This window comes from Fibrobacter sp. UWR3, assembly GCF_900143055.1.
Lineage (GTDB): Bacteria > Fibrobacterota > Fibrobacteria > Fibrobacterales > Fibrobacteraceae > Fibrobacter.
On the sequence record NZ_FRCW01000002.1, the window covers coordinates 25,843 to 50,521 of the forward strand.

The following is a 24,679-nucleotide window of genomic DNA, read 5'->3' on the forward strand; positions in this document are numbered from 1 at the left end:
GCTACACAAAATGTAGCGGGATTTTTTAATAACTAGGTTCCTTAAATTTTTCAGTTTCACGGCACTTGGGGTCGTCGTAAAAAATCGCGTATCGGATCGCCCAGGGTCGTCGTTCATCCTCTGGCGTTCGATAGTCTGGCATATGAATAAACTTCCTTCCATCGAAATCCAAGTAAGCGTTCATACAAAGTCTTCGTTCTCCATTCCAAAGAGCCTGAATGGAAACAATTTCACCATGCTTTATCGTATATTCAATTTTCAAGGTTTGATAAGCAATTCCCTTATTATACCAAACAATTTCATCAGCTGGTGTATATTCTTCAACAGATACTCGATAATAAAAATGCGGCTCGTTTAAATCTGGTTCTCCATTTTTCCTTTCATATCCATAGTCCATCTGCAATAGGTATGGTGCAATTTTTTTGTCTAGACGTGTCTGATACGCAACAATCTGAATATCCTTGGGTGAAGTCCCTTCTGGCAGTTCTCCAACGACCACAAAAAGAGTATCCGCCAAAGCAATTCTTTGCGGAACCTTGCTAGAATAGTTCGATGTTACATGACTGGACGAACCCGTGCAGGCAACAAGAATTGACACCAACAGTAAAAAAAGAAATCTCATTTTACCTCAACCACCAAGTCAGCAAATTCATCATCAGAAGTTCTCAAAACAGACGCCTCTCTGGATTCATCACCGGACAGGAAGACAGCCTTTAAAACTCGGGTTGAATCGTCACAAGATATCATCAAAGTTCGGTACGGAACGCCCTCTTTGTACCAAACCACAAAATACCTATCACGACTACGGTCGCCCCAAAGTCTGCTAGGTTCACAAGACTTTGGTCCATACCGATAAAACTCTATTTGACGAGTATCTCCATCATAATTCAGAGCATACCAATGAACATTTTTATTTTCTAAAGGACAATCTCCACTAGAACAATCTCCTTGAGCATAGGCAACAATAGTTTCTTTTTCAACAGGGGCATTTTTAGGCAAAGATTCATTAACACGTATTAAATGGCTTGGATAAGGACAAGCCGTAAAAAACAAAGCAATAGGAACTGTTAGTATAAATTTCATTATGATTTAAAATAATAACTTTTTTGAGAAGTTCTTTTGCGTTAGGGATAGTGACCCCTTGGGGCGGAGACCTGCGTAGCAGGACTCCGTTTTAGGAGGCGGGCGACGAGCGAAGCGACGGCGGCAGCCCCTAAAATATAGCCCGACCCGCACGGGCAGTGCGGAGAACGCCTTGAATTACATTTTTCCCGGCTGCAGAAATCGCCCGCCTCAAAAAGGACAAATGCGTAAGCCGAGAGGCGCGGGCAAATTTATTTGCCCATGACCGAGGCAAGCATTTGGCACGAAGTGCAAATCGAGAAGGCCAAGGCATTCGCCGCCAGCATCGAACGCAAGCTTTCGAACGAAAAATTCGTGAGCGGCGCCCCCGAAGCCGTCGTGAACGCCGAACGCACCAAGCTCGCAACGCAGATGGATATTATATCCAAGAACGAGGCGGCGCTGAAGGAACTTAAGTGACAAAAGCCGCAAAAGCGGAGTCGAAAGATCAAATAAGATTTAAGCCTCGGCCATGCGCCGAGGCTTTTTTATATAAAAGACGCCCGCCGGAGCCAGTCCTGAGCAAGCCGATAGGACGGGCATGACAAAGCGCTATTCTGCGTCAGTCTTCTTGCTGAACTTGTTCACCACGTCGGGGACGATGTCCATGACCTTCGACACAAGCGAGCTATCCTTGCTGATGGGCATGATGCGCACGTCGTCGCCCTTGATGACGAGGAACGCTACCGGTTCGACCGAGGCGCCACCACCGGAAGCGGAGGTGTCACCCTTGGACTGGTGGCCGCCAAAGCCGAAGCCGACAGACACGCGGCTCACAGGCACGACCGTAGATTCACCGGCCTGGATAGGTTTTCCGATAACAGTCTCCGCCTGCGTGATGAAACGGAGCTTTTCCAAAAGAGTTTCTGCAAGTTTTTCGATAGCCATGATTTTAATATAACAAATAAAAAGGTTATTGGTCACTGGTCATTAGTCATTAGTTTAAATCAAATCGGGCAAACTTTCTTTTTTCTAATGACTATTGACTAAAAACTAATGACCAAGTATTAATAGCGGGCCTCGTAAACGCGGTCGCTTGCGGTAAAAAAGCGGCGTTCCAGGTCAAACCAGCTGAGGTACCCCCAAACAACCACCACTCGACCGCCCGGCAGGTGCGTCGCCATCCCGTTTACGCCCTCACCCACGTTAAAGTACGAGACCTCGACATCCCGTGCGATTCCCTGCGGCGTAACCGGCTTCAACTGGGCTGCCCACTGGCGGTAGACATCGTCTTCCACCTGCTCCCAACTGCGGGCCACGCTCCACTGCAGGTTCGCATCGCGGTAGCTTTGCACCAGCACGGGGAAAAACGACTTGAGCCCGAGAAAATTCTGCGTCTGGATAGACGTGCGGTTCGCATCGCGGTGCTCGAATGGCAAACTCAGGAATTCCTGCGGGAAGCCCCCGTGATAGCCCGGGAAACCGCGCACGTAGTTTTCCAGGTCTATGCGTTCGTACCTGCGGAAACTGTCATGCGTGAAGATGAATATGCGGGCATCGGAACGGATACTTTGTTCAAGATGTTCCCCGCGGAGAATCGGGGTTATACCCTGGAAGCGCCCGCTGTTGATGTAGTAATCCATCGCGTACACGTCGCTCTTGAACTCGAGAATCGTCACGTCGAGCGTATCGCCCACCATCATGGGGTAGCGCATATCGATACGCTTCTGCAGTGCCGCGATATGTTCGCCCGCCGGAGTTTCGTTCTCGCGGACCTCAATCGGGCGCACGCCCTTGTAGAGAATTGCCGTATGGTCCACGGGCGGTTCGGGTTCCTTTTCACACCCGAGCAGCCCGAACGTTACCGCGCTCAAGGCGAGCGTGGCGGCTATGCGGGCAACCCCCGCAATATGGCAAAAACGTTCCGGCATACTCCCTAAATTTAGCATTGATTACCTTGAACGTCGGGTGGCATAATCGCAATATTCATAGAGCGGGCACTTGGCACAGCGCTTGGTGCGCTCGCGACAGACAAAATCATCTGCCCCCGCCTCCAGGAAAAACTGCAGGGAATGAGCCACCGTGTACGGGACCTCGGGGCAAAGCGCCTTGCCGTACACATCCATGAGTTTCTGTTTCTGTGCAGGAGCGAGGTCGGCAAACCCTTCTTCGCGGGCGGGGCTGAACATGGCAAGGAACCGGCGGGCACCCATCGTCAAGGGAAGCGGGGGGAGCCCATGCAAGGCCTTCCTCGCGCTGCCTTCCGGCATGCGACACTGCACGCCAAGCCCGAGCGGTTCTGCCGACACGATGCGGTAAATCGCGGCACAGGCCTTCGGGCGGACGGCCGCCTTCCCCATGAAGTAAATTTCACCGAGGTCGCGCCACATTTCTTCGGGAGAGCGTTCGCGCGCCCAGGCAACCAGGTCCGGATGGTGCCGCACAAACAGACCCACGCTCCAGAAGATTCCCGCGACATGCTCGAACATGCTCCAGTTCCGGCCTTCGAACGTACGTTCGACCACATCGTTTATCGCCCCCGCCGCAGGTACCGGGAGAGTCCAGAGTTTTTCTTCCGGGAAGGCTTCGTAGAAGGCGGAAAGCAGCCTCATGATTTCGGGAATGTCCCTGTCCTGGTAAATCGCCGTCCCGAATAGCACCCAAGCGACTTGCGCCGTCTTGCTTTGGGCGCGCGAGGCAACAGCGACAACCGGGTCGGGCAAGTGCGAAAAACCGCAGATAAACTTGCGGGTTGCATCGACCAACGCAGGTTCATCCTGCATGAATCGCTTTACCGAAACCATCTACCCCACCGCAATATCGCTAAAGGGACTCGCCCACCTTGACCGCCTGGCCAAGCCGCGAAGTAAACAGTTCCGGGTGACGTTCATGGATCTTCTTGTCGACAACGAGAATCACGGTGCTGCCCATCTCGAAGCGGCCCAGTTCACCGCCCTTCTCGAAGGTAACCTTCGTGCTCGGGACCCAGTCAAATCGCTTGCAATCCCTGGGAAGCCTGCCCGCATTCACAAGCAGTTCATCGCTATAAACGACACCGATGCGGCCCACGTTCGTAGCCCCCACCTTCACCACGAGAATCTCGGAACCATCCTCAAGGCGGATACGGCTCGTAAGACGCTCGTTAATGCAGAAGAGCCCTTCCACGCGTTCGACACTCCCCACATTCACCGGCCAGAGCGTGCCCGGGCAGTAGGCGGCATCCACGAGTTCACCCTTCACGGGACTATGGATGCGGTGGTAGTTGAACGGGGCAAGGTAGATTGTCGCGAAAGCGCCACCCTCGAAACGCTTTGCCATTTCCTCGTTGCGGAGCAGGTCCTTGAGCGTGTAGTACTTGCCCTTCGCCTGGATGAGTTTCTGGTTCTCGTCGAACACGCCTGTCTGCGATAGCACGCCATCGACCGGAGAGACAATCTCGCTATCGGCAATCGGGCGCGCACCGGGCTTGAGCCTGCGGATAAAAAGTTCACCGATGTTGCGGTAATGGGAAAGCGGATACTCCGACTCTTCCATGTTCAGCTTGTAGTAGTTGGCAAAAACGTTGCGCAGGGCCTTGGACACAAAGGGAATGCGGAGGCGCGTGACAATACCGAAGGCACGGCTCGCGGCGTTCTTCGGCAGGAGTTTCATAAAGACGTAGAAGGGAGTATTCATGTTTTAAAATTAGTAATTAGTCATTAGTCAATGGTCAGTAGTTTCTTATAAACGCGCCGAAGGCGCCATATCTTAATCTAAGAGCCAATGACTAGGAACCAGTAACTATATTAGTGGTTTTCCAGTTTGTTCACGTCGGTGCTGAACATTTTCCAGAGGCGCGAAGCAAACGGGGACGCCCATTCCTTTTCGGGAGCGACACGGCTTGTCGTTTCGGCGGTAAATTCAGAATACACGAGGAACACAAGTTCACCATAGCGGGCATCCCACATGCACCAGAGAATCTTCCAGGTGAATCCGCCGCTCTTGCCCAGGTCAGGGAGCATTTCCACATCAAGACTTACGGGCATCGTGATGTAGCGCAGTTCGTACCGGGCGGCGACATCGTTCAGCAAGTTCTTGAATGCGGCGGGCAGTTCGCGGGTCAGCGTCTGTTCCACCCCGTCACGGGAAACCCACGGTTCCAAATTCGAAAGCGCCTTCCCCTCGACAAACTCGCTCTTCAGGAACTTGACCGACAGCGTATCGATGTAAAGGGAGTCCGCTTCGGGGAGCCGCATGCCGGGCAATAGCAGTTCGCGGCGCATTTTCGGGAAGGCCTTCATGAACAGGGAATCCTCGACGCGCGCGAGGTCAAAATCAAGGGCGTCCGCGCTGAAGCTATGGCACATGCGGCACTTTTCGGGTTGAAGCGCCTTCACCCTGAGCGTCGGGAGCACGCCCACCACCGCAGAAGAATCCAGGCGGGAATACGCCTCGCGGTTCCATTCCCGGTACGACTTTTCGTCGCTTATCTTGAGTTCAATTTCGCCGCGGGCACCGCATTCCTCGCACGGAGCGTCGCGCATGCCGGAATCCCCGCCCGCAGAGCCCTCGCGGGCATCATCGCGCAGGCCGGCACAGGAAACAAGCCATGCGGCAAGGAACAGGAAGGAAATTTTCAAGAATGCTTTCACGTTCTGCAATCTAAAAAAATATCTCGACACATTCAAACAAAGAACTTCTGGATGACCGCATTCTTGTGCGTCACCGTGAGGGCCAGCCGCAGAAGCACCGCCGCCTTCTGCGGCGGGAGCGTCCCTGCACAGATGCATCCGGGAGCAAGACGTTCGTTGAGCGTCACTACCCCATGATGCGTGCGGCTCGCAATCACGACAGGAATATCAATCTCCCTGAGGGCTTCTGCCCAGGAGAGGCTGAATTCGCCCGAGCCCGCACCCGCAATCACGAGCCCGTTGGAGACACAGGCGGCATACTTGAGCACCTTCGGGTTCGCATCTACGTTAAAGTACACGATATTCACCTGCGGGAGGCTTTCCTGGCGCGAGATATCGAAGAAGTTCCTTTCGGCAGGGGCGTTCAGGACTGCGCCAACTCCCGGAGCATCCACCCCCATGGCGTTCAGCGCGTTGGCGCTGCACTTCTGCACACCACGCGCATCGAAGAGTTCCCCTGCAAAATAGACCCACACCTTGTTGGCCGGCTTGTCGTCATCGACGGCGAAACCCACCGCCACGCGCACCGCCCCGAGCAGGTTTGCAGGCCCGTCCGGGTTCTTCGCCGTCGCGGGCTTCATCGAGCCCGTAAAGATTACAGCCTTCTCGCACCTCACAGTAAGGCTCACGAAGTACGCGGTCTCGTCCATCGTGTCTGTCCCGTGGGTAACGACAATCCCGTCTACGGTGTCATCTTCCTGCAGTTCAGCAATGCGCCGGGAAAGCGCAATCCATATTTTGTCTGTAATGTCGTCGGAATTCACGTTACAGACCTGCTCGGCAACCACGTCGGCATATTCCGCAAGTTCCGGAACCGAGGCAACAAGCGCCTCGCCCGAAATCTGGCCCGACACGTAGCCCGAATCCTTGCCCGCCTCGCCCACGCCGGCAATCGTGCCGCCCGTGGCAAGTACCACAATACGTTTTTTCGCCATCACCTTACCTCGTCGAGCAGTTGCGCCGTCTTTACCCCGTAGTAACTTTCGAGAGCATCGTCTGTTTCCATTTTACGCATGCTCTGCACAAATTCCCTGAAATGCACAAAACTCGGGTTCCTCGCAAGCATGCGTTCCACCATTTTCTGCGAATACCAATATAGCCGGACGGCAACATCGGCGGAGGGCTCCTTCACGAACGGCTCCGTCAGCGCATTCATCGAGGGAACCTGACCTTCTGGGCGCGGATTCCCCGTTCGCGAGCCGTCGATGACCTGCGCAATGCCTTCGTTAATCCAGAGAGGCACCTTGGCGTGTGTCATCGCCCGCACAAACGAATGCGTGAGTTCGTGAAAAAGAACAGGACGGTATATTTCGCGGTAACGCATCATTTCCACGGGGACGCGGAGCTTTCCGTCGTAAACCGCCCCAACCCACTCGGGTCTAGGCCCCATGCCCTGGTATTCGTTCGACCTGTAAAGCACGAGGCTCATCTTGTTCTTGGGCCTAAAATCAAACAGGCGGCAGAGGGAATCATAGGCCACCTCGAGAACCGCAAGCGCTTCCATCACGTCGCTTTTCGAAGGGTGCCCCTCGAATTCTACGCGAAAATGCATCGAGCGCTCTATTCCGAGTTCCTCCATCTCGCGTATGAGCTGCTCTGACTTTTTTCTCAGGAACTCAAAATCGGGAGTTTTTACCCCGATACTGTCGATATAGCGAATACATTCCTCGTACCTTTCCTGCTCGTACAGGATGCCCGCCAGGTGTAGTTGCAGGTTCGAATCGTGAGGAGCATCACACAAAAGGTCCCGGACGCTCTTCTCCGCACATTCCCAATTCCCCGATTCCAAGCATTCCGTGGCATTACGAACGAGAGCTTCCCTACGCTCGAACTCGAATTTCTCGGCCCTCTGCGCCTCAAAAAACTGCCAGCCCGCATAGAGCAAAAGCATTGACAAAAAGATAACGATATAATTCTTCATAACCGGGAATCCGCCCATATCAAATTATATATTTTTTTACAAATACGGGGCAAGAACAATGCCAACTATATACGATTATACAGACTACCGCGACGCCATTCGGGACTTCTACCTCGAAAAGAAGAAGAGTAACAGCAAGTACTCCTATAGCGTGCTCGGGCTTGCCATTGGCTTGAACGCAAGCCATGTGTTCTGCGTCGTGGAAAAGAAGCGGAACCTGCCCGTCCGTTGCGTCCCCGCCATCAAGAAGCTCCTCGGCCTCACGGGCCGCGCAGCGCAGTACTTTGACCTGCTGCTCGCCGCCACCCGCACCAAGTCCGAAAAGACCCGCGAAGAAATCCTCGCGAAGGCAAGCCTGCTGCGCGACGTGAAGAAGCATTACCTGCAAGAGAAGGAACAAAAGTACCTCAGCGACTGGTGGACCCCCGTCATTCGCGCCCTGATCGAAGTCAACCAGGGCAGAATCAACGCCCAGGAAATTGCAGAGACTCTCGAGCCCAACATCGGCGTCGAAAGCGTACAGGAAAGCATAGACCTCTTGAAGGACCTCGGCTTTATCCAGCCGCTCGGAAACGGTCTCGTGAAGCTTGCCGACGCCCATATCAACATTTCGGGCGAGGAACGTGCCCAGGCCATCCGGAATTTCCAAGCAAATGTCATGCAAATCGGCGCCCGTTCCTTGAACGCGATACCCCCTGCGGACAGAGATATTTCTACACTTACAATGGCAGTTGACCAAAAGGGATTTGAAGATATCAAGAATATGATCCAGGAATTCCGGAAGGAAGTGCAGGTACGGGTGGACAAGTGCGGCAAGCCGACACGCGTCCTGCAAATGAACCTTGCGTTATTCCCGGTCGCATTCAACAAGAAGAAATAGTAACCATGAACGCCTTGTATAAAACATTTGTACTTGCTCCGTTCGCGCTGTTCTGTGCGTGCACCAATTCCGGTACCGCCGGCAGCACCACCGAAACGGAAAACGCCATCGCACGCGGTGACGGTACGGTTACTATTCGCCTGAACGATGCCGCCAGGGCTGCATACAGGGTTCTCCCCAACAGTTTTGTCGCCGATACGGCCGGGACCCCCGTCCCCGACAGCGCCTATACCTACATGGGCGAAACCGACTCCGCCGGGAGCATCCTTATCAAGGACCACCTCGAAGGCTCGTTCACCATAGAGATTGAAAAAGGCGATTCCGCCATTGCGTTCCAGTACACGCTGAGCAAGGAAAACAAGGAATTCGCCGTCAAGAGCGCGAAACTTACCGCAAGGGGCGCCGTAATGGGAGCCGTTTCCGTTCCTGAAAATGCTCCGCACGCCTGGGTACATGTGCCGGGTGTCGGCAGGGTCGTCAAGACCGACACGCTCGGGAACTTCCTCATCGAAGGCCTCCCCACGGGCAAGCTCTCGATTGTCTCCTGGAACGTGCAGACGCAAGACACGATTGCGGAAACCTCCGTCGAGGTTCCGGCGAAGGACACCCTCGACCTGGGGCATATCCTCGCCCCGGGCGAAACAATCAACAAGCAATCCATGTCCGTGACGGCAAGCGACATTATCTCCAGCTGGATGAAGCCGGTGAGCATCCCCTCCGTGATGACCCTCAGGCTCGACTCCGCGAATTTCGACTTTGCAAGCGCGAAGGGCGACGGGAGCGACGTGCACCTGCTAGACAAGGACGGCAACGAAGTGCCGATGCAGGTTGACTTCTGGGATTCCACTCGCCAGAGCGCGGCTATTTTCGTGCGGCTCGAAAGCCAGAAGGATACATCTGCCACATGGACTCTGGAATGGGGCGACCCGTATGCCAAGCCGCAGAAGCAGGCTGACGTGTGGGATTCCATCAGCGACACGCTCAAGTACGCCCTCAATTCCGTAGAATTTTTCAACTTCGACAGCAAGGCCATCGTAAACGACCTGCCCTCCCCGCTCAAGAAGTACGACTGGTACGTGCAGTTGCACACGGTTGACACGCTTTCTGACTCGGTGACGGTCAAGACCCTCTCGCCCGCAAGTTTCTTGCAGGCCGATACCAAGGGGCGTCCGGGAACGGTAGCACATATCGAGTACACTGCCGACTATCCAGACTACATCGTGTTCGGGACCCGCGTTGCACAGCACACGCACGACTGGGGCCGCATGGATTCGCTGGTCGTATGGCTCCGCGGGGACGGCGACTACGAGATTATTCTCGAAAACCTTCTCGACAGCCTGAACTACAAGGCGTCGCACAAGGGCAAGTTGAGCAGCAGTTGGGAACGCATCACGCTCAAGCCTGAAGATTTCGACTATGTCCAGCGCGATTACCACGGATGGGAAGCGGCCCGCGACAAGATAACGAACTTCACGATTTTCGCCTACAATGGCTCGGAAATCTGGATTGACAACGTGCGCGCCTACGGGATAAACGTCGACGAATTCAAGTAAGATTCGCGGCTTTTACTACAAACAAGTTAACAAAATACAGACAAGAACCGCATCTTTGCGAGCATTTAGTGCGTATCCAGCGCGATTCCAGCGTGCATTTGCGGCAATTCGCCGATTTCAAGTCCCCATTCACCGCGATTTCAAAAAAATCCAGCCACATTTTTGCACAAAGAATTATATTATGCAGAGAAATTCAAAAGAGCTACACTCAAAAGGATTTTGATAATGAAAAAGATTTTCCTCACTATGGCAACAGCCCTCGTCTTTTTCGGTTGCGCACAGATTGACGAAACGGAACGCGGCGTTGTTCTCCAGTTTGGCAAGTACAGCGAGACGTTCGAACCCGGCCTCAACTTCTACAACATCATCACCAAGGAAGTCGTCCGCATCCCGGTCAGCACGCAGCTCGAAACCGTCAAGATTGAATCCGGTTCGAAGGACCTGCAGACCGTCTACGTAGGCACGAACGTGAACTACCACGTTGACCCGCTGAACGTCGACAAGATTTACTCCAAGTACGGCACGCGCTACGTATCTACCGTGCTCCAGCCCAAGATCAAGGAAACCATCACAGGCATCACGCCGCAGTACGTTCCCGAAGAAATGCTCCAGAAGCGCGAAGAAATCCGCAGCCGCATGGAAGCGGCGCTCAAGGCAAAACTCGATTCCGCGGGCGCACATATCGTGATTGACGGCTTCACCATCACCGAATTCCAGTTCAGCCGCGCATTCAACGAGGCCATCGAGGCCAAGCAGGTACAGGAGCAGGAAGCCCTCAAGGAAAAGAACATCAAGATCAAGATGGACTACCAGAACGAGCAGCGCGTCGCGAAGGCCAAGGCCGATTCCGCCGTCATCGCGCTCCAGATGGAAGCCCTCAAGAAGCAGAATGGCAAGGAATACCTGATGCTCAAGTGGATTGAGAAATGGGACGGCAAGCTCCCGCAGGTAAACGGGAACGATAAAGTCATCCCGATGATCAACATGCAATAAAAAAAGGTTATATTTACAGACAACCTGCACCAGGAGTCCATATGAGTACATCGTTTATCGTTTTCGTAGTCCTCGCCATAGTCATTGTCGCCTTCTCGGCATACCGTCTAGGCGTCAGGGTCAGCAGGGCCGCAAAACAGGAGGCCCCCGAGGCCCAGAACAAGATTCCGTACGAAAAGTGCGTCGAGAAAAACACGAAGGCGTTCAAGTACGGCACCTTCACCGATGCCCGCGATGGCGAAACCTACCGCACCGTAAAGATTGGCGGACAGACCTGGATGGCAGAGAACCTGCGTTTCAAGACCGAGGGGACATTCGCCCCGAACGACGAGGAATCCAACGTGAAGCAGTTCGGCCGCCTCTACACGTGGGCGACCGCACTCAACATTCCGGCGGAATACACCGAAGAGTCTACGGCAAACGACAGCGAACTGCACAGCAAAATCAAGGACAAGAACTTCCAGGGAATCGCGCCGGAAGGTTGGCACATCCCGAGCAACCAGGAATGGGAACAACTCCTTGCCAATATCGACCCCAAATCGGACGGCAGCGAGTTCCGCAGCGCATGCTCTTGGCAAAAACCGGGCAAGGATACCTTCGGGTTCTTCGCCCTGCCGGCAGGCTACCGCTTCAACAACGGCACGTACCACCACTTCGGCAGGCGCGCACGCTTCTGGAGCAAGGACGAATACGGCAAGGCGAACGCCTTCCGCCTGAGCATCACGGACAACTCCATCGACATCGAGGGTGTATACCGGTCCGACGCCGTTTCCATCCGATGCGTAAAGAACGCCTAATGCAACAATCCATAGCGAGGCACCGAGCCCCGCTATTTTTTTACCCTCTTCGCCAGGAACTCTCAAGATGATTCTGCGGAAGCCTGATTTCTACGACACTTTCAAGTGCATCGCCTCGCAGTGTACCGACACATGCTGCGTCGGCTGGGAAATCGATGTGGACAGGAACTCGCAGGAAGTTTACAACAAAGTAGCAGGAACGTTTGGCGAGAAGTTGCGCGCGAACATCGAGGACGGGCATTTCAAGCTGCTCCCCCACGACCGCTGCCCGTTCCTTACCGGCGGGAACCTCTGTGAAATCTACACGAACCTGGGAGAGGGCGCGTTGTGCGACATCTGTCGCGAGCACCCGCGATTCGTGGAGGTCTACGGCAACGTTATGGAGCGGGGGCTCGGCCTCTGCTGCGAAGAGGCAACGCGCCTGCTGCTTGCGGGGAACGGCCCGCTTGCATTCGTGAGCGAGGAAAGCGACGAGCCCGAAGACGAACTGAGCGAAGATGACCGCGAGATATGCAACGAGGTGCTGTACGAGCGGGAATACATTTTCAGGACTCTTGCCGATTTCGACAAGCCTTTTGGCAACCGGCTATACGACGCCTTCGGGTACACAGGAGACAAGCCATTCGCCCCGCTGAACGATGCCCGCGGGCTATATGAATTGCTCGCCAAGACGGAAAGTTTTGGCCCCGCGTGGGACGAAGCGCTTACTCGTATCAAGGAAAGTATTGAAAATGCCGCAGGGCTCCAGGACGAGGGCTACTTCTCGGAAACAGAAAGTGCACGCCTCCTCGCCTACCTCGTGTACCGTCACTACGCCAAATGCCTCTTTGAGGGGCGCGAAGAAGGCAAGCGCAACTTTGCCCTCTTCTTCTGGAATGCTGTCCGGTTCTTTACCCGCGAACTCGCGGGCATCCCGGCATTCGAAACAAACAAAGCATCAGAAATAAACGGCATCGCAGAATTAAACAGCGCCGCGCCCGAGGGGCAGACCGCACAGCGCGTAAAAATCAACGCCATCAAGATTCTCTCCCGGCAGCTGGAATACTCCGAGGAGAACATGGAACTCATCGAAAAAGAACTGGACGGCTAGTTGCCCTTTTCCAGCACGTGCCTGCGCCACTTGCCGCTTTTCCACCGCATCCAGAAAATTATCGGGGCTGTCCCGTACACGGCAACGACGGCAATCCATGCGTAATGCGCCGGCAGGTGGAACACGTATGCGGCAACGTAGAGCGCACCCGCAACACACCAGTTCATTATGGCACAAGTAAACATCACCCACACCGTATCGCCCGCGCCGCGCAACGCCCCCGCATACACCACAAGCAGGACTTCCACAAAAATGTAGAGCGTAGCAATCTGCAGCATGAATATGCTCATGGGGCGCGCCGCATCGAAAATCGCAATCGCTTCCGCAGTCGCCTCGGCCACATCGGGCTTGAAGATATCCGTCAATACGCCCGGCAAGAACACGAAGAAAATTCCCATGATGAGCGAGTAGCCCCACCCAAGCTTGAGCCCCGAATAAGTGGAGCGGCTTGCGGCAGCGCCATCCCTTGCCCCCACATAGCGCCCCACCAGGCTAGTAGACGCAATTTCCAATCCCATCAGGGGCACGTACGCCACCATGTCCCAGTTGAACATCACCGAAGATGCTGTCGCCGCCTCGGGCCCGAGGGCATGGAACATGAGGATAAGCAACTGGAATGCGGTCATGTTCAGGAACATCTCGACACCCGAGGGGATCCCCTTCTTCAACAACTCGCGGGTAAGCGGCGCGCTAAATGCAAAAGACTTGCGGGAGCTGAACCGTTCGCTGCAATCGCGCCCGAAGAACTTTGCAAACAGGATGACGGTCGATACCAGGTTCCCGATGAGCGTCCCGTACGCGGCACCCGCGACACCCAGCGCGGGGATTGGCCCCAGGCCGTATATCAGCACGAAGTTACAGACAACGTTCACAATCATGCCCACGAACGCAGCCTTCATCACAATCTTGGTCTCACCGATGCCGCTAAAGAAGCAGGGAGCCGCGTTCCTTACCAGGGTAATGACCCCACCGAACATCAGGATATTGAAATACGTTTTCTGGTATTCCAGCTGGTCGGCAGGCAGGTGTTCGAGCCCGAAGGCAAAATGCCCCACGGGAATAGTCAGGTACAGGAGCGGCACGCAGACAAGCGACAGGTACACCGCCTGCATAAAGACCTTCGCGCAGTCGCCCCGCTGCTTTGCACCCAGGCGCTGCGCCACCATCGCAGTCGTATAGCTGATGGCGCCGGTGAAAAACATCGTGAGAGCAAGCTGCACCGCACCCGCGCCAAGCGCGGCATTCATTTCGGCGGGGCCGAGCTTCGAAAGAAACAGGCGGTCGATAAACGTCATGATGGTATCGAAACTCATCGACAAAAGCATCGGAAGTGCCACTACGAGCACATCCTTTACGTCCCCGTTCTTCTTGAATTTCGACGGCCTGTAGAACCTGTTCAATATCGCATCGACCATATTGGGCGGCAAATATAGAAAAAAAGACAAGGGAGGGCATCAGCCCTCCCTAAGACCCTCCCGACACTTAATAATCCGCGACATTCTTGTCACTAGATTATGGTACTGCGGATTATTTGCGTGGGCACCTTACGGTGCCCTGTACTTCAACAGAATTATTTATCAATCATCCGGTGCAGAAGCACCCACGGCCTGTTCGAGAGTCGTAAGCCCCTGCAGCGCCTTATTGATACCGTCCATACGCAGCGTAATCATGTCGCATTCCTTCATGGCGCAACGCTTGATTTCGTCGCCGGATGCGCGCTTGATAACCAGGTTACGTACGGATTCGTTCGGCACGAGGAACTCGTAGATACCGCAACGGCCCTTGTAGCCCGAGCCATCGCACTTGTCGCAGCCCTTGCCATGGTAGAACTGCATATCCGGAGACAGGTGCAGTTCTTCGCGCAGGGAGTCCGAAATTTCCACCGGCTCCTTGCAGTACTTGCAAATGCGGCGCACAAGACGCTGGGCCAAAATGCCCTTGATAGCGGTAGAAACAAGGAACGGTTCCAGGCCCATTTCCAGCAAGCGCGGGAACGAACCAGCAGCATCGTTTGTATGCAACGTACTGAAGACCAAGTGACCCGTCAATGCGGCTTCAATAGCCATGGACGACGTCTCCTGGTCACGCATTTCACCGATCATGATAACATCCGGGTCCTGACGGAGCAGGGCGCGAATGCCCGCCGCGAAGGTAAAGCCTGCGGCGTTGTTAATTTGTCCTTGGTTAACGCCATCGATGTTCAATTCCACCGGGTCTTCCATGGTAGAAATGTTAATCGTGGAATCAAGAATCTCGCGAATGGAGGCATAAAGCGTAGTAGACTTACCGGAACCCGTCGGGCCGGTCACCAGCACAATTCCGTTAGGAGCATTAATCGCATCGATAAACTGCTTGAACACGCGCGGGTCGAAGCCCATGTCCTTCAGCGGGAACTGACCCGAGTTCGGGTCCAAGATACGCATAACGATCTTTTCGCACACGCCGCGCTTACGCAGAGAAATCGGGAACGAGCTCACACGAAGGTCAACTTCGGAACCCTTGTAGCGCACCGTGAAACGTCCGTCCAAAGGTTTACGCTTTTCAGCAATATCCATCTTGGAAAGGAGCTTGATACGCGAAAGGATCTGCGGCATCAGTCGCGCCGGAATCGGGGCCATCACCTGCAGGTCACCGTCAATACGGTAACGCAGCTTGAGGAAGGTCTCCTGCGGTTCCAGGTGAATATCAGATGCGTGGCGCGCAATGGCTTCGTGGATAAGCGTCGTCACAATCTTCACGACCGCGCGGCCTTCTTCGTCAGTCAGTTCCGGTTCGTCGCTGCCGCCCTGACCGCGTTCCACGGTCTCAAGTTCTTCGCCATCCTTGCTTTCGCTGATAAGTTCGGCAAGCGATTCCTCTTGCGGGCCGTGACCCGCAAACACTCGTTCGATGGTCTTCTGCACGTCGACTTCGGATGCCATCACGACATCCACTTCCATCTTGACCTTGAACTTCACAATCTGGATGACGCGCATGTTCGTGGGGTCGGTCATCGCAAGCGTCAAGGCCTCGCGGACGGCCTTGCGGTCGTCATCGTTCTTCGAAACGAACAGCGGTACAATCTTGTACTGCTTGCACATGTCCTCGGGCAGGTACGTGTAGGCATCCGGGTCGATATTGAAGTTCTCGAGTTTCACGTACGGGACTTCGAACTGCCTCGAGAGAATCTCGACAAGCCTCTCTTCGGGCATGTAGCCCAGTTCCACGAGCGTGCGTCCCAGGCGCTTGCCCGTCGACTTCTGCGTTTCGAGAGCCTTCTCCAGCTGTTCGGGCTTGATGTAGCCCTGCGCGAGGAGCATCTCGCCGATACGCATCTTGGTCGTGGACTGCATCTGCACGCCAAGGATGCTCGTGAGCGTATCTTCCGACACCATGCCCAAGCGCACAAGGATTCGCGCGAGGGGAATGCCGGTACGCTTGTGTTCGGATGTAGCGTGAGCCAGCTGGTCTTCGTCGAGCACGCGCTGACGGAGCAACAACTCACCGAGGTTCATTTTCACGTTACTAATCATAAATGTGACCAAGCCTGTGCTTTAACAATCGAAACCTTCCCGTCCAAGCCCCGCATGCGGACTTCCGTACCTTCTACGACAGTCCCAATTCTGTAGGCTCCGCCCGGGATGGCCCCTTTTTCAAGAAATATATCATTTTTGAAAGATTCGGTGAACAGGAGTTCGTACTCTTCGCCACCATTTAACGCAAAATCAAGAGGGTCAAGGCCATAGCGCTCTGCCATACGCAAGACTTCGGGGTCTACCGGCAACTTTTCGCAGTCAATCTCGATACCCACGTGCGACGCTCCTGCCAGGTGGTTCAGTTCCGAGGAAAGCCCGTCGCTTATGTCCATGCAGGCACCCGAGACGCCAAGTTCCACAAGGCGTGCCCCGCAGCGTTCGTCTATTACGGGAGCGAGATGATAATTTACCAGCGTCGGGAACTCATCGCGCGCTTCCGGGTGGTTCAACAATAACCAGAGTCCAGCAGCGGACTTGCCGAGGGTGCCTGCGACATACACGCCGTCACCCGGCCTTGCACCGGAGCGTACCAGAGGTTTTTCACCCACGCAAGTTCCTAACAACGTTGTACTGAACATACCGCATTCGCCCGCAACCGTATCACCGCCAATCAGCGCTATTCCGCGCCTGGCGAAGCCTTCGGCAAGGGCCTTGCCCACGCGGGTACGCACCTCATCGCTCCAGCCCCTGTTCACGCAGAGCCCGCAAACGGCAAACCTGGGCACGCCACCCATCGAAGAAATGTCCGACACGTTAGAAACGATATGCTTCTCTACCGCCTGCTCAGGGCTCGACCAGTCCATGCGGAAATGCGTCCCTTCCACGGAAAGGTCCTTCGTCACGAGCCAGCCGTCGAACATGGCGCAGTCATCGCCCACGGGGAGCCAGCCCCTCCTTTCGGGAGCAAATTCACCCATCGGGAGCGACTTTTTTAGCACGGAATCGATAAACTTGAACTCACCCAAATCAACAGACATACCGCAAATTTAAATAAGTCTTGGAACCGCGCAAAAAACATCTTGGCGACAAATGGTGGATAAGTTGGCAATATTCGTGGGGTAAAAAATAAATTTTGAAAATACCCCTAAAAATCTATCCACAATCCGCAATAAATACCTATCTTTTAGGCCATGGGACACATCTTCTTCATATCGCCGTCCGCCCCCGGCAGTCTCGACAAGATGAGCCAGTGGACTCTCCGCTGGCTGCTCGAGAACGACATGGCGGAAGACTGCACGATGTACACCTGCAATTCCGTGGAAGAAGCCACCGGAATCCTCGAAACGGCGCTCATCGTCGGCGAATCCCCGTCCCTCATCATCTTCGACCATGCCGACCGCCCCACTGACGTGAACATCGCGTTCAGCAAGACGCTCCACAGCAGCATCCCCGAATCGTGGATTGTGGAGATTGTCCCGGACTCCATGCCCATCCAGAAAAGCGACGACAGCAGCCTCTACTGGGTACGCAGGCCGCTCGACGAGGACGAATGGCGCGAGACGCTCGAGCAGGTGCTCCGCAGGACCCCCACTCCGCAGTGGGCGAATGATTAATGTGAGATGTGAAGTGTGAAATGAATTATTTCACACTTTATTTTTAAATACTAAATTCTACACATGATTAAAGGTGTAAGTTATTTTGGCGTGCGCTCGCCCAAGCACGTACTTGCCGACATGGCCGACATCAAGGCGGCGGGTTTCAACGCAGTACTCCACACCTGGAGCGAAGAAGACCAGCAGTATTACTACGGAACGATGAAGGACATCGTGGACGGGAGCGCCGGAATGGGCCTCAAGGTCTACGTGAACCCGTGGGGAGTGGGCCGCGTATTTGGCGGCGAAGCGTATTCGGAACTCACCGCAAGGAACCACGACATGTGCCAGGTGGCGCTCGACGGCAAGCCCAAGGTGGCCGCCTGCCCGAACCATCCGGAATTCCGCGCCTACATGCACAAGTGGATTGAATCCGTTTGCGCGACGAAGGTCGACACGATTTTCTGGGACGAGCCGCACTTCTATTTCGAGAAGGGCGGACTTAGCAACTGGAGCTGCAGGTGTGAAAAGTGCTGCGCGCTGTTCAAGGCGCGTTTCGGGTACGAGATGCCCGCAGAACTTACCGACGACGTGAAGAAATTCCGCGAAGACAGCCTTATTGACTTCTTGAAAGAAATGACCGAGGACGTTCACGCCCGCGGGAAGCGGAACTGCGTGTGCATGCTCCCGCCGTGGTTTCCCGCGGGGCTCGATGACTGGGGCCGCGTCGCAGGCCTTGCGAGCGTAGACGAGGTGGCCAGTGACCCGTACTGGGAACGCGGCGCCACCGAGGAATGGGTGCGCGAAAAGTACGCCGAGACTGCTCGCAAGCTGACCGAAGTCGCCGCCAAGTACGGCAAGGCCGTGCAGATGTGGGTGAAGGCGTACCAGATTGAAGCGGGCCGCGAAAACGACCTCGCCATCGCTGTTTCCGAGAGTCGCGCCGCAGGTATCGACAACATCTTCGCGTGGAGTTACCGCGGCACCGAGACGCTCACCTGGCTCAAAAGCGACAACCCGGACGAAGTCGCCCGGGTGTTCAGGAAATCGCTCGATCTCTAACGGAGCGCGCGAACGCTAATTACTTCATCACGCGTACTGTCGTGGAGCCTGCGCGGGATTTTGCGATGAACGTGCCGCCGGTCTTCACGAGGGTTTTCGCGCTGGCACGGAGTTCCTGCATTCCAGAGGCCCGCACCGTTCCAAGATAGTTGCCATTCATGTCGAACATGCGGTAGCTTTCGGTTCCGGTCGCATGCGATAGCGCAGGCCTTACAAAGTCTGTGCATCCGTCAACGCAAACGATTTCGTCTTCTCCGAACACAAAGTAATCCACATCCATCCAGGAACCGGTTACCGTAAAGCGCAATATGTGTTCGCCCGCAGGGAGGTTCACCGTCGAGCGCACCTTGCTATAATCGTCGTAGTTGTCCTCGCCTTCGTTTTTCGGGACAGAGATTACGTCCGTGATGTTCTTGCCGTCAAGCGACATCTGAAAGTTTGAGGTCTCGTTTGCGGATGCAACCGCCGCCAAGAAAGCGTACTCGCCCGCTTCCTTGACTTTCACGCTGTATTCGAGCCATTCGCCTTCCTGGTTGTAGCCCACGATGTAGCCCGTCGCCTTCTTGTAAATATCGACGCCCGTACCTTCGCGGTAATTGCTGCCGCCGTGGTCTTCGGAATCGTTTTCCTTGTAGGAGTCGTTGCCCGAGCCGACACCCGGGATGTCGAAGTCTTCGGCCTCGATCTTGCCCGGAATTTCAAACGGCTTACCCTTGAAAGGCTTTTGCGGTTCGGGAACCACCGGAGCGCGGTTTATTGCCTTGAGCATCTGCTCTGCATAGCGCTTGCCAAATGTCACGTAGGCATCGTGACCGAAGTGGTAGCGGTCCACGCCGTTGCCGTCAAGGCCTTCGGAAGAAGCGTAATAGGTATTATCCATCGTGTTCGGGAGTTTAGACACGCGGTCGGAATAGCAGCAGCCCGAACGCAGGAGTTCGCCTGCCACGAACGGCACCGTGTCGGAACTCATGTCGAGCGCCTTGAGGATATCGTCGCGGGTCTTCTTCACGATTTTCGGCCAGTCCGGGTAGCCGCCGTCGGTTTCGCCCTGGTGGAAGATGAACCCCTTGATGACACCCACCTGTTGCGCCTTCTTCGCGATATCGATAATCGTCTTGGTGACGTTGCCGTCACTCGCGTATTCCTTCGCGTAATTCTGGAGCCAGCTTTCGGCAGTCGAGAGGTAACTCGCATATTGGTCCTGGTCGAAGAGTTTGATGCTCGCGCCGCCTACCGCGACCGGGATAATCCCGATGGTCACGTCCGGCATGCTGTCGGCCATCGTGCGCCCGAACCAGTCGGCGATGGAAATCGTATTACCGCAGTTGAAGAGCGATGGCACCGCCGGGTAGACCTCGCCGATGGTGTTGCGGCCCTTGCCGCTGCACTTTTGCGAGGCGAAAATCTTGAAACGCGGATTTTCGACCTTGTCGGCGTTTTCGGCATTGGCCGTGCCGCCCATGTTGGACTGGCCGTACGCGATGTAGATGTGGAAATTCGGGTCCGGAGCGGCACCAGCAGGCGCGGTTCCGAACGCAAAGAAGCCCGCGGCAAAACACGCCACGGACGCAAACCGTGAGAGTTGTTTAAACATTCCCATACATACTCCTTTCAAACAACACTCTAAATTTAGCCTCCAAAATGTGAAAAAGGCGCCCGAAGCGCCCTTATTCCATAGACAGATTGTCAATGCGTAAACTTTTTGAAAGGGTTAGGAATCGTCCTGGAGGCAACGAACTGAAACCCCGTTGATCTTGTTAAAGTTGTACAGGCCCGCACTCTCGTCGTCATAGTAAAAGCACATTCTGTAGGCAAAGTTGTCTTTGAACTCAACGGTACTCCAAAAGTTGGCGTAGATGCCATCGTCGCGGAAAATGCCATTGATGTCCCTGTAGCCGACAGACAGCGCGAAAAAGCCCACGCCATCCGTACCACTGCCTTTATTGTACCAACCCGTCTGCGACTTGAGGACCTTGCCCGCTGTCAAGCCTCCACCCACTTCGGCAAACAGGGTGTTCCATTCTGCTCGTGTCGGCAAGTGCCAGCCTTCAGGGCAAATGCCCTGCACCTTTGCCGGGAGCGTACAGATCTTGCCATAGCCGCAATCCTGCGGATTGTCTGCATCGGTCGCAAGTTTCACCGAGTCAATCGCCGCCGCCCAGGTGTAAAGGCGTCCCGCCACGGCACAATTTTCAACATTGTTATTATAGCACCAGCTGCGCTTCAACAGGCTCGGGGTCTTCGTGCTGTCGGCGTAGTTCAAGTTTTCGGCCATCCAGGTCTGCTCACCAATCTTTACGGTCTTGTAGGTTTGTCCGTCACGGGAGTCGGCCATGGTGCCGTAGGTGATGTCTGGGTTGAAGCGACATTCCTTAGGAATATCCCAGCTCCAGCCGTCTGTTCCTTCTAAAAGCGCAGAACAATTCAGTTCAACAGATGAACTGCTAGAAGCTGCCTCTCCAGCGCTGCTACTGGATTTCTCACTATCGCTGGAAGATGAATTCGACGAATCTTCGCTACTACTAGATTCTTCAACAACGCTTATGTCAGAGGACGAAGAACTCAGAGTGACGGAAGAGGAGGATTCGTTCTTGACGCTGGACGAAGACTCGTCATCATAGTCCTTGAGGCAACGAACCGAGAACCCGTAGTTTTTACCGTCGATGTTCAGGTCCGCAGGGTCGTAGCTGTAGTACAAGCCCATGTAATACGCGCCATTGCTATTGAACTCCGTAGAACTCCAGAAGTACGCGCCGCGGCCCTCGTAGTTGTAATACCCATAGTAGTGCCTGTAGCCAGCAGGGGGCGCCGAGAACCCGAAATCATCCGTGCCGTTGCCACTATTATACCACCCGGACATGAACTTGAGTTTTGTTCCGGCAATCGATGAACCGCCGACTGCGTTGAACAGGGTATTCCATTCTGTTGTGTCGGGCAAATGCCAGCCGCTGGGACATACGCCACGCACTGGGTAGGTCGGCGAGCATGTCTTGTTGTATCCGCAACCCATGCCGTTTGCGCTCCACGTCCCTGCGCTGTCCATGGCTACCGCCCAGGTGTAAAGGCGACCGTACTTCTCACAATATTCGACAGAATCGTTGTAGCAGAAACTGGAGTCCGTTTTGTAGTTGAGGTTCTCCGCCATCCATACCTGATCGCCGATCTTTACGGTCTTGTAGGTCTGGCCGTCGCGAGCGTCTTCAAAGCAGTTCTCATCTGTTTCGACATCACATGGCACCCTTGTATATTCCGAGCGGCTGCTAGACTTAGTACTGCTACTGGACCCTTCGGCAGGCTCAGGAACCTTTGAAGAACTGCTCGACTTCGGTGTGACACTCGAAGACGAATCGTCCGAAGGACGAGTCGCGAAATCGCTGTCGTCGTCACCGCAGGCGACAAGAACAAGAAGCAGGAAAGAGATTGCCGCGGTCACTATGTTCCCTCGCAATGACATACAAGGCGAATGCCGCGACAGTCTGTTTACAAGACTGGCATGGCTGAGCCGCCGTGTCATGCACTTGTGCAATGACATTCTAAGCATATTTCCTCCAAATTATGGTTCGTTAAATAATAGAATTTTTTCATTCTGGCGGTGAAATCAAGATTTTTTTATCATTTTCACCGCCGTTTTGTTAGTTTATCTGCACTATTTCTCTCGTTTTTGGTCAACAAAGGCAACATGTGGCGGTGTTTTTCTTTATTTTCACCCAATTTCACCGCCAACAGAGGCATCAATCAGCGTCTATCGCTCCATTTTTATACATACAAAATAATTTTCGGCGGTGAAAACAGCAATTTTTCTTCCATTTCACCGCCACTTTTGCATTTTCAAGCATTCTAGCAATAAAAAAAAGACCCCCGAACGAGTCGGGGGTGACAAAGCGTCATTTTCGCGCAGGCGAAAGGGAGATGCCCGCCTTCGCGGGCATGACAAAACGACGAACGAGCGGTCTTATTTGGCGCGTTCGAGGTAAGAACCGTCGCGGGTATCCACGCGGATCTTGGTGTTGTTCTCGATGAACAGCGGGATCATCACCTTGGCGCCAGTTTCGAGAGTGGCTTCACGCATCACGTTACCGCTGGTGTTGCCCTGCACTGCCGGAGGAGCTTCCACGATCATCAGGTCGACAAAGGTCGGCGGGATGACTTCGATGGGGAGCGTAGACCCCGTCTTCGGGTCCTTCCACCACGTGACCTCGACGGTAGCACCGTCAAGCAGCCACACTTCGCAGCCGTTGAGGGCTTCCTTCGCGATTTCCATGGTTTCCTGAGTGGTATTGTCGAGGAAGTACCAGGTGGAACCGTCGTTGTAGAGGTAAGTCATTTCGGTGTAGGTCACGTCGGCTTCTTCGACAGTGTCGCCGCTCTTCCAAGTACGTTCGAGAGTACGACCAGTAACCAGGTTCTTGATGCGAACGCGGTTGAATGCCTGGCCCTTGCCCGGCTTCACGAACTGGTTCTCGATGATTTCGTACGGCTGACCGTCAACCATGATCTTGAGTTTCTTGCGGAATTCGTTGGTGCTTACAGTACCCATATTATCCTCTTGTTGATTTTGATGCTAAATTTAGCAATATAATGGACGATGCCACAAAAGTTTTCACGCAAATTTCCGCTTTTTTAGAATATCTGGGCCCGGAATGCGCGGCTACAATCGCAAATGTGACCCCGCAAGGCGAATTGGACCATAGCCCCAAGTTCCCGTTTTTGTGTTCGAGGCACTATGCCGACCTAATCAGGAAGGCCACTGAGCCCGAGGCGCTTTTGCGCGAAATATTGCCGCATATCGCCGAGCGCGAGAATGTCGCCGGATTCGTGGACGACCCGGTAGGCGACCTGCCCGCGGGCAAGGCGGACTGCGTCATCCAGAAATACGACCGGAGGGCATTGATTGTCTCGACCGCCACCTGCGGTGCGCGTTGCCGGTTCTGTTTCCGCAAGAACTACCCCTTCCAGAACATTCCCGATGTGGCACGGCAGGTGAGCGACTGGCTCGACATGCACAGCGACATCTGGGAAGTCATACTTTCGGGAGGCGACCCGCTCATGCTGGGGCCCGGTGAATTCCGCGACCTGGTGGAGGCGATAGCCATGCACGGTTCTGTCACCACACTGCGCATCCACACGCGACTCCCCGTAATGCGGCCCGATGTGGCGATGCAGCACTTCGAACTGCTACGCGAACTGCCCGCGCGCTTTGACTGCGTGCTTACGGCACACGTAGACCACCCGGACGAACTCGACGAGGAATCGCAGATGATTTTCGGGCAACTGAAGTATTCCGGCTGGACACTCCTGAACCAGAGCGTGCTTTTGATGGGAATAAATGACAGCGCCGAGACTCTCGAGAAACTAAGCCGCAAACTGTTCACGCAGGGAGTACTCCCCTACTACCTGCACCAGCTGGACCACGCAAACGGCGTCGCGCATTTTGAAGTGAGCGACGAGAACGCACGTGCGCTTATTGAAGAAATCCGCAAGCGCCTGCCCGGCTACCTCGTGCCGAAGCTGGTGAGAGAAATTGCGGGCGAAAAGAGCAAGACGCCTGTGTAAAAGATGCTCGCCTTCGCGAGCATGACGAAGGAAAGGTTCGCGAGAAACGCG

General features: G+C 54.6%; 24 protein-coding genes. 9 read left to right on the forward strand and 15 right to left on the reverse strand.

All coding sequences use genetic code 11. From position 1 onward, the window contains the following. Positions 1-25: 25 nt before the first annotated feature. Together BUA44_RS02275 and BUA44_RS15225 are read right to left on the reverse strand one after the other, a co-directional pair. Positions 26-622, reverse strand: coding sequence for a hypothetical protein (locus BUA44_RS02275; RefSeq protein WP_143151831.1), 597 nt, complete (start codon positions 620-622; stop codon positions 26-28). Further along, positions 619-1,083, reverse strand: a complete 465-nt coding sequence (locus BUA44_RS15225; RefSeq protein WP_143151832.1) for a hypothetical protein — start codon at positions 1,081-1,083, stop codon at positions 619-621. Before BUA44_RS15225 ends, BUA44_RS02275 begins: the two co-directional genes overlap by 4 nt. Positions 1,084-1,344: 261 nt before the next feature. Between BUA44_RS15225 and BUA44_RS02280 the strand changes: the two genes are divergently transcribed. Beyond that, positions 1,345-1,542 (forward strand): hypothetical protein, encoded by a 198-nt coding sequence (locus BUA44_RS02280; RefSeq protein ID WP_072808076.1) that lies wholly within the window; start codon positions 1,345-1,347, stop codon positions 1,540-1,542. Between the two features lie 132 nt (positions 1,543-1,674). On the opposite strand, the gene BUA44_RS02285 is transcribed toward BUA44_RS02280, so the two are convergent. The 7 genes from BUA44_RS02285 to BUA44_RS02315 all read right to left on the reverse strand — a co-directional run bounded on the left by BUA44_RS02285 (position 1,675) and on the right by BUA44_RS02315 (position 7,623). Next, the gene (locus tag BUA44_RS02285; RefSeq protein ID WP_072808079.1) at positions 1,675-2,010 is read right to left on the reverse strand and encodes a GerW family sporulation protein; all 336 of its coding nucleotides are present in this window, start codon (positions 2,008-2,010) and stop codon (positions 1,675-1,677) included. 119 nt (positions 2,011-2,129) lie between these two features. Then, positions 2,130-2,993: a hypothetical protein gene (locus tag BUA44_RS02290; protein ID WP_254794705.1), complete on the reverse strand. Its 864-nt coding sequence runs from the start codon at positions 2,991-2,993 to the stop codon at positions 2,130-2,132. A 21-nt stretch (positions 2,994-3,014) separates the two neighbouring features. Continuing rightward, entirely contained in the window at positions 3,015-3,866 is an 852-nt protein-coding gene (locus BUA44_RS02295) for a hypothetical protein (RefSeq protein WP_072808085.1), read from the reverse strand. A gap of 19 nt (positions 3,867-3,885) precedes the next feature. Then, positions 3,886-4,737 carry an archaetidylserine decarboxylase gene (gene asd, locus BUA44_RS02300; protein WP_072808088.1) on the reverse strand — a complete coding sequence of 284 codons (852 nt, stop codon included), beginning with the start codon at positions 4,735-4,737 and terminating at the stop codon, positions 3,886-3,888. Between the two features lie 110 nt (positions 4,738-4,847). Next, the gene (locus BUA44_RS02305; protein WP_143151858.1) at positions 4,848-5,693 is read right to left on the reverse strand and encodes a hypothetical protein; all 846 of its coding nucleotides are present in this window, start codon (positions 5,691-5,693) and stop codon (positions 4,848-4,850) included. A gap of 32 nt (positions 5,694-5,725) precedes the next feature. Continuing rightward, positions 5,726-6,667, reverse strand: coding sequence for an asparaginase (locus BUA44_RS02310; RefSeq protein ID WP_072808094.1), 942 nt, complete (start codon positions 6,665-6,667; stop codon positions 5,726-5,728). Continuing rightward, a complete protein-coding gene (locus BUA44_RS02315) occupies positions 6,667-7,623 on the reverse strand; it encodes a tetratricopeptide repeat protein (RefSeq protein WP_143151833.1) in 957 nt (318 codons plus the stop codon). The genes BUA44_RS02310 and BUA44_RS02315 overlap by 1 nt, the downstream gene beginning before the upstream one ends. Before the next feature lie 88 nt (positions 7,624-7,711). Between BUA44_RS02315 and BUA44_RS02320 the strand changes: the two genes are divergently transcribed. The 5 genes from BUA44_RS02320 (at position 7,712) to fliB (ending at position 12,966) form a co-directional block, all read left to right on the forward strand. Beyond that, positions 7,712-8,533: a TIGR02147 family protein gene (locus BUA44_RS02320; protein ID WP_072808100.1), complete on the forward strand. Its 822-nt coding sequence runs from the start codon at positions 7,712-7,714 to the stop codon at positions 8,531-8,533. Positions 8,534-8,538: 5 nt separating this feature from the next. Further along, positions 8,539-10,086 carry a DUF2341 domain-containing protein gene (locus BUA44_RS02325; protein ID WP_072808102.1) on the forward strand — a complete coding sequence of 516 codons (1,548 nt, stop codon included), beginning with the start codon at positions 8,539-8,541 and terminating at the stop codon, positions 10,084-10,086. Positions 10,087-10,311: 225 nt separating this feature from the next. After that, the gene (locus BUA44_RS02330) at positions 10,312-11,079 is read left to right on the forward strand and encodes a prohibitin family protein (protein ID WP_072808105.1); all 768 of its coding nucleotides are present in this window, start codon (positions 10,312-10,314) and stop codon (positions 11,077-11,079) included. 41 nt (positions 11,080-11,120) lie between these two features. Next, positions 11,121-11,876 carry a fibrobacter succinogenes major paralogous domain-containing protein gene (locus tag BUA44_RS02335; protein WP_072808108.1) on the forward strand — a complete coding sequence of 252 codons (756 nt, stop codon included), beginning with the start codon at positions 11,121-11,123 and terminating at the stop codon, positions 11,874-11,876. Positions 11,877-11,943: 67 nt separating this feature from the next. Continuing rightward, positions 11,944-12,966 (forward strand): flagellin lysine-N-methylase, encoded by a 1,023-nt coding sequence (gene fliB / locus BUA44_RS02340; RefSeq protein WP_072808110.1) that lies wholly within the window; start codon positions 11,944-11,946, stop codon positions 12,964-12,966. On the opposite strand, the gene BUA44_RS02345 is transcribed toward fliB, so the two are convergent. The 3 genes from BUA44_RS02345 to thiL all read right to left on the reverse strand — a co-directional run bounded on the left by BUA44_RS02345 (position 12,963) and on the right by thiL (position 17,458). Further along, positions 12,963-14,381, reverse strand: a complete 1,419-nt coding sequence (locus tag BUA44_RS02345; protein WP_072808856.1) for an MATE family efflux transporter — start codon at positions 14,379-14,381, stop codon at positions 12,963-12,965. The two genes, fliB and BUA44_RS02345, sit on opposite strands and share 4 nt — an antisense overlap. A 162-nt stretch (positions 14,382-14,543) precedes the next feature. Then, the gene (locus BUA44_RS02350) at positions 14,544-16,478 is read right to left on the reverse strand and encodes a GspE/PulE family protein (protein WP_255370428.1); all 1,935 of its coding nucleotides are present in this window, start codon (positions 16,476-16,478) and stop codon (positions 14,544-14,546) included. Then, positions 16,475-17,458, reverse strand: a complete 984-nt coding sequence (thiL, locus tag BUA44_RS02355; protein WP_072808113.1) for a thiamine-phosphate kinase — start codon at positions 17,456-17,458, stop codon at positions 16,475-16,477. Before thiL ends, BUA44_RS02350 begins: the two co-directional genes overlap by 4 nt. 153 nt (positions 17,459-17,611) lie before the next feature. Here thiL and BUA44_RS02360 point away from each other — a divergent pair, with 153 nt between their 5' ends. Beyond that, entirely contained in the window at positions 17,612-18,034 is a 423-nt protein-coding gene (locus BUA44_RS02360; protein ID WP_072808117.1) for a hypothetical protein, read from the forward strand. A gap of 63 nt (positions 18,035-18,097) precedes the next feature. Next, positions 18,098-19,075, forward strand: coding sequence for a hypothetical protein (locus tag BUA44_RS02365; protein ID WP_072808120.1), 978 nt, complete (start codon positions 18,098-18,100; stop codon positions 19,073-19,075). A 19-nt stretch (positions 19,076-19,094) separates the two neighbouring features. Here BUA44_RS02365 and BUA44_RS02370 read toward each other — a convergent pair whose 3' ends face one another. The 3 genes from BUA44_RS02370 to efp form a co-directional block, all read right to left on the reverse strand. Beyond that, positions 19,095-20,675, reverse strand: a complete 1,581-nt coding sequence (locus BUA44_RS02370; RefSeq protein WP_072808123.1) for a sialate O-acetylesterase — start codon at positions 20,673-20,675, stop codon at positions 19,095-19,097. 111 nt (positions 20,676-20,786) lie between these two features. Continuing rightward, complete coding sequence (locus BUA44_RS15855; protein ID WP_255370429.1) at positions 20,787-22,508, reverse strand: fibrobacter succinogenes major paralogous domain-containing protein; 1,722 nt, start codon at positions 22,506-22,508, stop codon at positions 20,787-20,789. Positions 22,509-23,027: 519 nt separating this feature from the next. After that, complete coding sequence (gene efp, locus BUA44_RS02380) at positions 23,028-23,612, reverse strand: elongation factor P (RefSeq protein WP_072808129.1); 585 nt, start codon at positions 23,610-23,612, stop codon at positions 23,028-23,030. Between the two features lie 125 nt (positions 23,613-23,737). Between efp and BUA44_RS02385 the strand changes: the two genes are divergently transcribed. Further along, positions 23,738-24,628, forward strand: a complete 891-nt coding sequence (locus BUA44_RS02385; RefSeq protein ID WP_255370430.1) for a KamA family radical SAM protein — start codon at positions 23,738-23,740, stop codon at positions 24,626-24,628. The last annotated feature ends 51 nt before the right edge of the window (positions 24,629-24,679 follow it).

Excerpts from the sequence above, each read along its gene's own strand:
- BUA44_RS02325 (WP_072808102.1), top strand. The coding sequence starts at position 8,539 with ATGAACGCCTTGTATAAAACATTTGTACTTGCTCCGTTCGCGCTGTTC.
- BUA44_RS02285 (WP_072808079.1), bottom strand. The coding sequence starts at position 2,010 with ATGGCTATCGAAAAACTTGCAGAAACTCTTTTGGAAAAGCTCCGTTTC.
- BUA44_RS02330 (WP_072808105.1), top strand. The coding sequence starts at position 10,312 with ATGAAAAAGATTTTCCTCACTATGGCAACAGCCCTCGTCTTTTTCGGT.
- BUA44_RS02275 (WP_143151831.1), bottom strand. The coding sequence starts at position 622 with ATGAGATTTCTTTTTTTACTGTTGGTGTCAATTCTTGTTGCCTGCACG.
- BUA44_RS02290 (WP_254794705.1), bottom strand. The coding sequence starts at position 2,993 with ATGCCGGAACGTTTTTGCCATATTGCGGGGGTTGCCCGCATAGCCGCC.
- thiL (WP_072808113.1), bottom strand. The coding sequence starts at position 17,458 with ATGTCTGTTGATTTGGGTGAGTTCAAGTTTATCGATTCCGTGCTAAAA.
- BUA44_RS02360 (WP_072808117.1), top strand. The coding sequence starts at position 17,612 with ATGGGACACATCTTCTTCATATCGCCGTCCGCCCCCGGCAGTCTCGAC.
- asd (WP_072808088.1), bottom strand. The coding sequence starts at position 4,737 with ATGAATACTCCCTTCTACGTCTTTATGAAACTCCTGCCGAAGAACGCC.
- BUA44_RS02315 (WP_143151833.1), bottom strand. The coding sequence starts at position 7,623 with ATGCTTTTGCTCTATGCGGGCTGGCAGTTTTTTGAGGCGCAGAGGGCC.
- efp (WP_072808129.1), bottom strand. The coding sequence starts at position 23,612 with ATGGGTACTGTAAGCACCAACGAATTCCGCAAGAAACTCAAGATCATG.
- BUA44_RS02365 (WP_072808120.1), top strand. The coding sequence starts at position 18,098 with ATGATTAAAGGTGTAAGTTATTTTGGCGTGCGCTCGCCCAAGCACGTA.
- BUA44_RS02295 (WP_072808085.1), bottom strand. The coding sequence starts at position 3,866 with ATGGTTTCGGTAAAGCGATTCATGCAGGATGAACCTGCGTTGGTCGAT.
- BUA44_RS02310 (WP_072808094.1), bottom strand. The coding sequence starts at position 6,667 with ATGGCGAAAAAACGTATTGTGGTACTTGCCACGGGCGGCACGATTGCC.
- BUA44_RS02370 (WP_072808123.1), bottom strand. The coding sequence starts at position 20,675 with ATGGGAATGTTTAAACAACTCTCACGGTTTGCGTCCGTGGCGTGTTTT.
- fliB (WP_072808110.1), top strand. The coding sequence starts at position 11,944 with ATGATTCTGCGGAAGCCTGATTTCTACGACACTTTCAAGTGCATCGCC.
- BUA44_RS02350 (WP_255370428.1), bottom strand. The coding sequence starts at position 16,478 with ATGATTAGTAACGTGAAAATGAACCTCGGTGAGTTGTTGCTCCGTCAG.
- BUA44_RS15225 (WP_143151832.1), bottom strand. The coding sequence starts at position 1,083 with ATGAAATTTATACTAACAGTTCCTATTGCTTTGTTTTTTACGGCTTGT.
- BUA44_RS02280 (WP_072808076.1), top strand. The coding sequence starts at position 1,345 with ATGACCGAGGCAAGCATTTGGCACGAAGTGCAAATCGAGAAGGCCAAG.
- BUA44_RS02345 (WP_072808856.1), bottom strand. The coding sequence starts at position 14,381 with ATGGTCGATGCGATATTGAACAGGTTCTACAGGCCGTCGAAATTCAAG.
- BUA44_RS02335 (WP_072808108.1), top strand. The coding sequence starts at position 11,121 with ATGAGTACATCGTTTATCGTTTTCGTAGTCCTCGCCATAGTCATTGTC.
- BUA44_RS02320 (WP_072808100.1), top strand. The coding sequence starts at position 7,712 with ATGCCAACTATATACGATTATACAGACTACCGCGACGCCATTCGGGAC.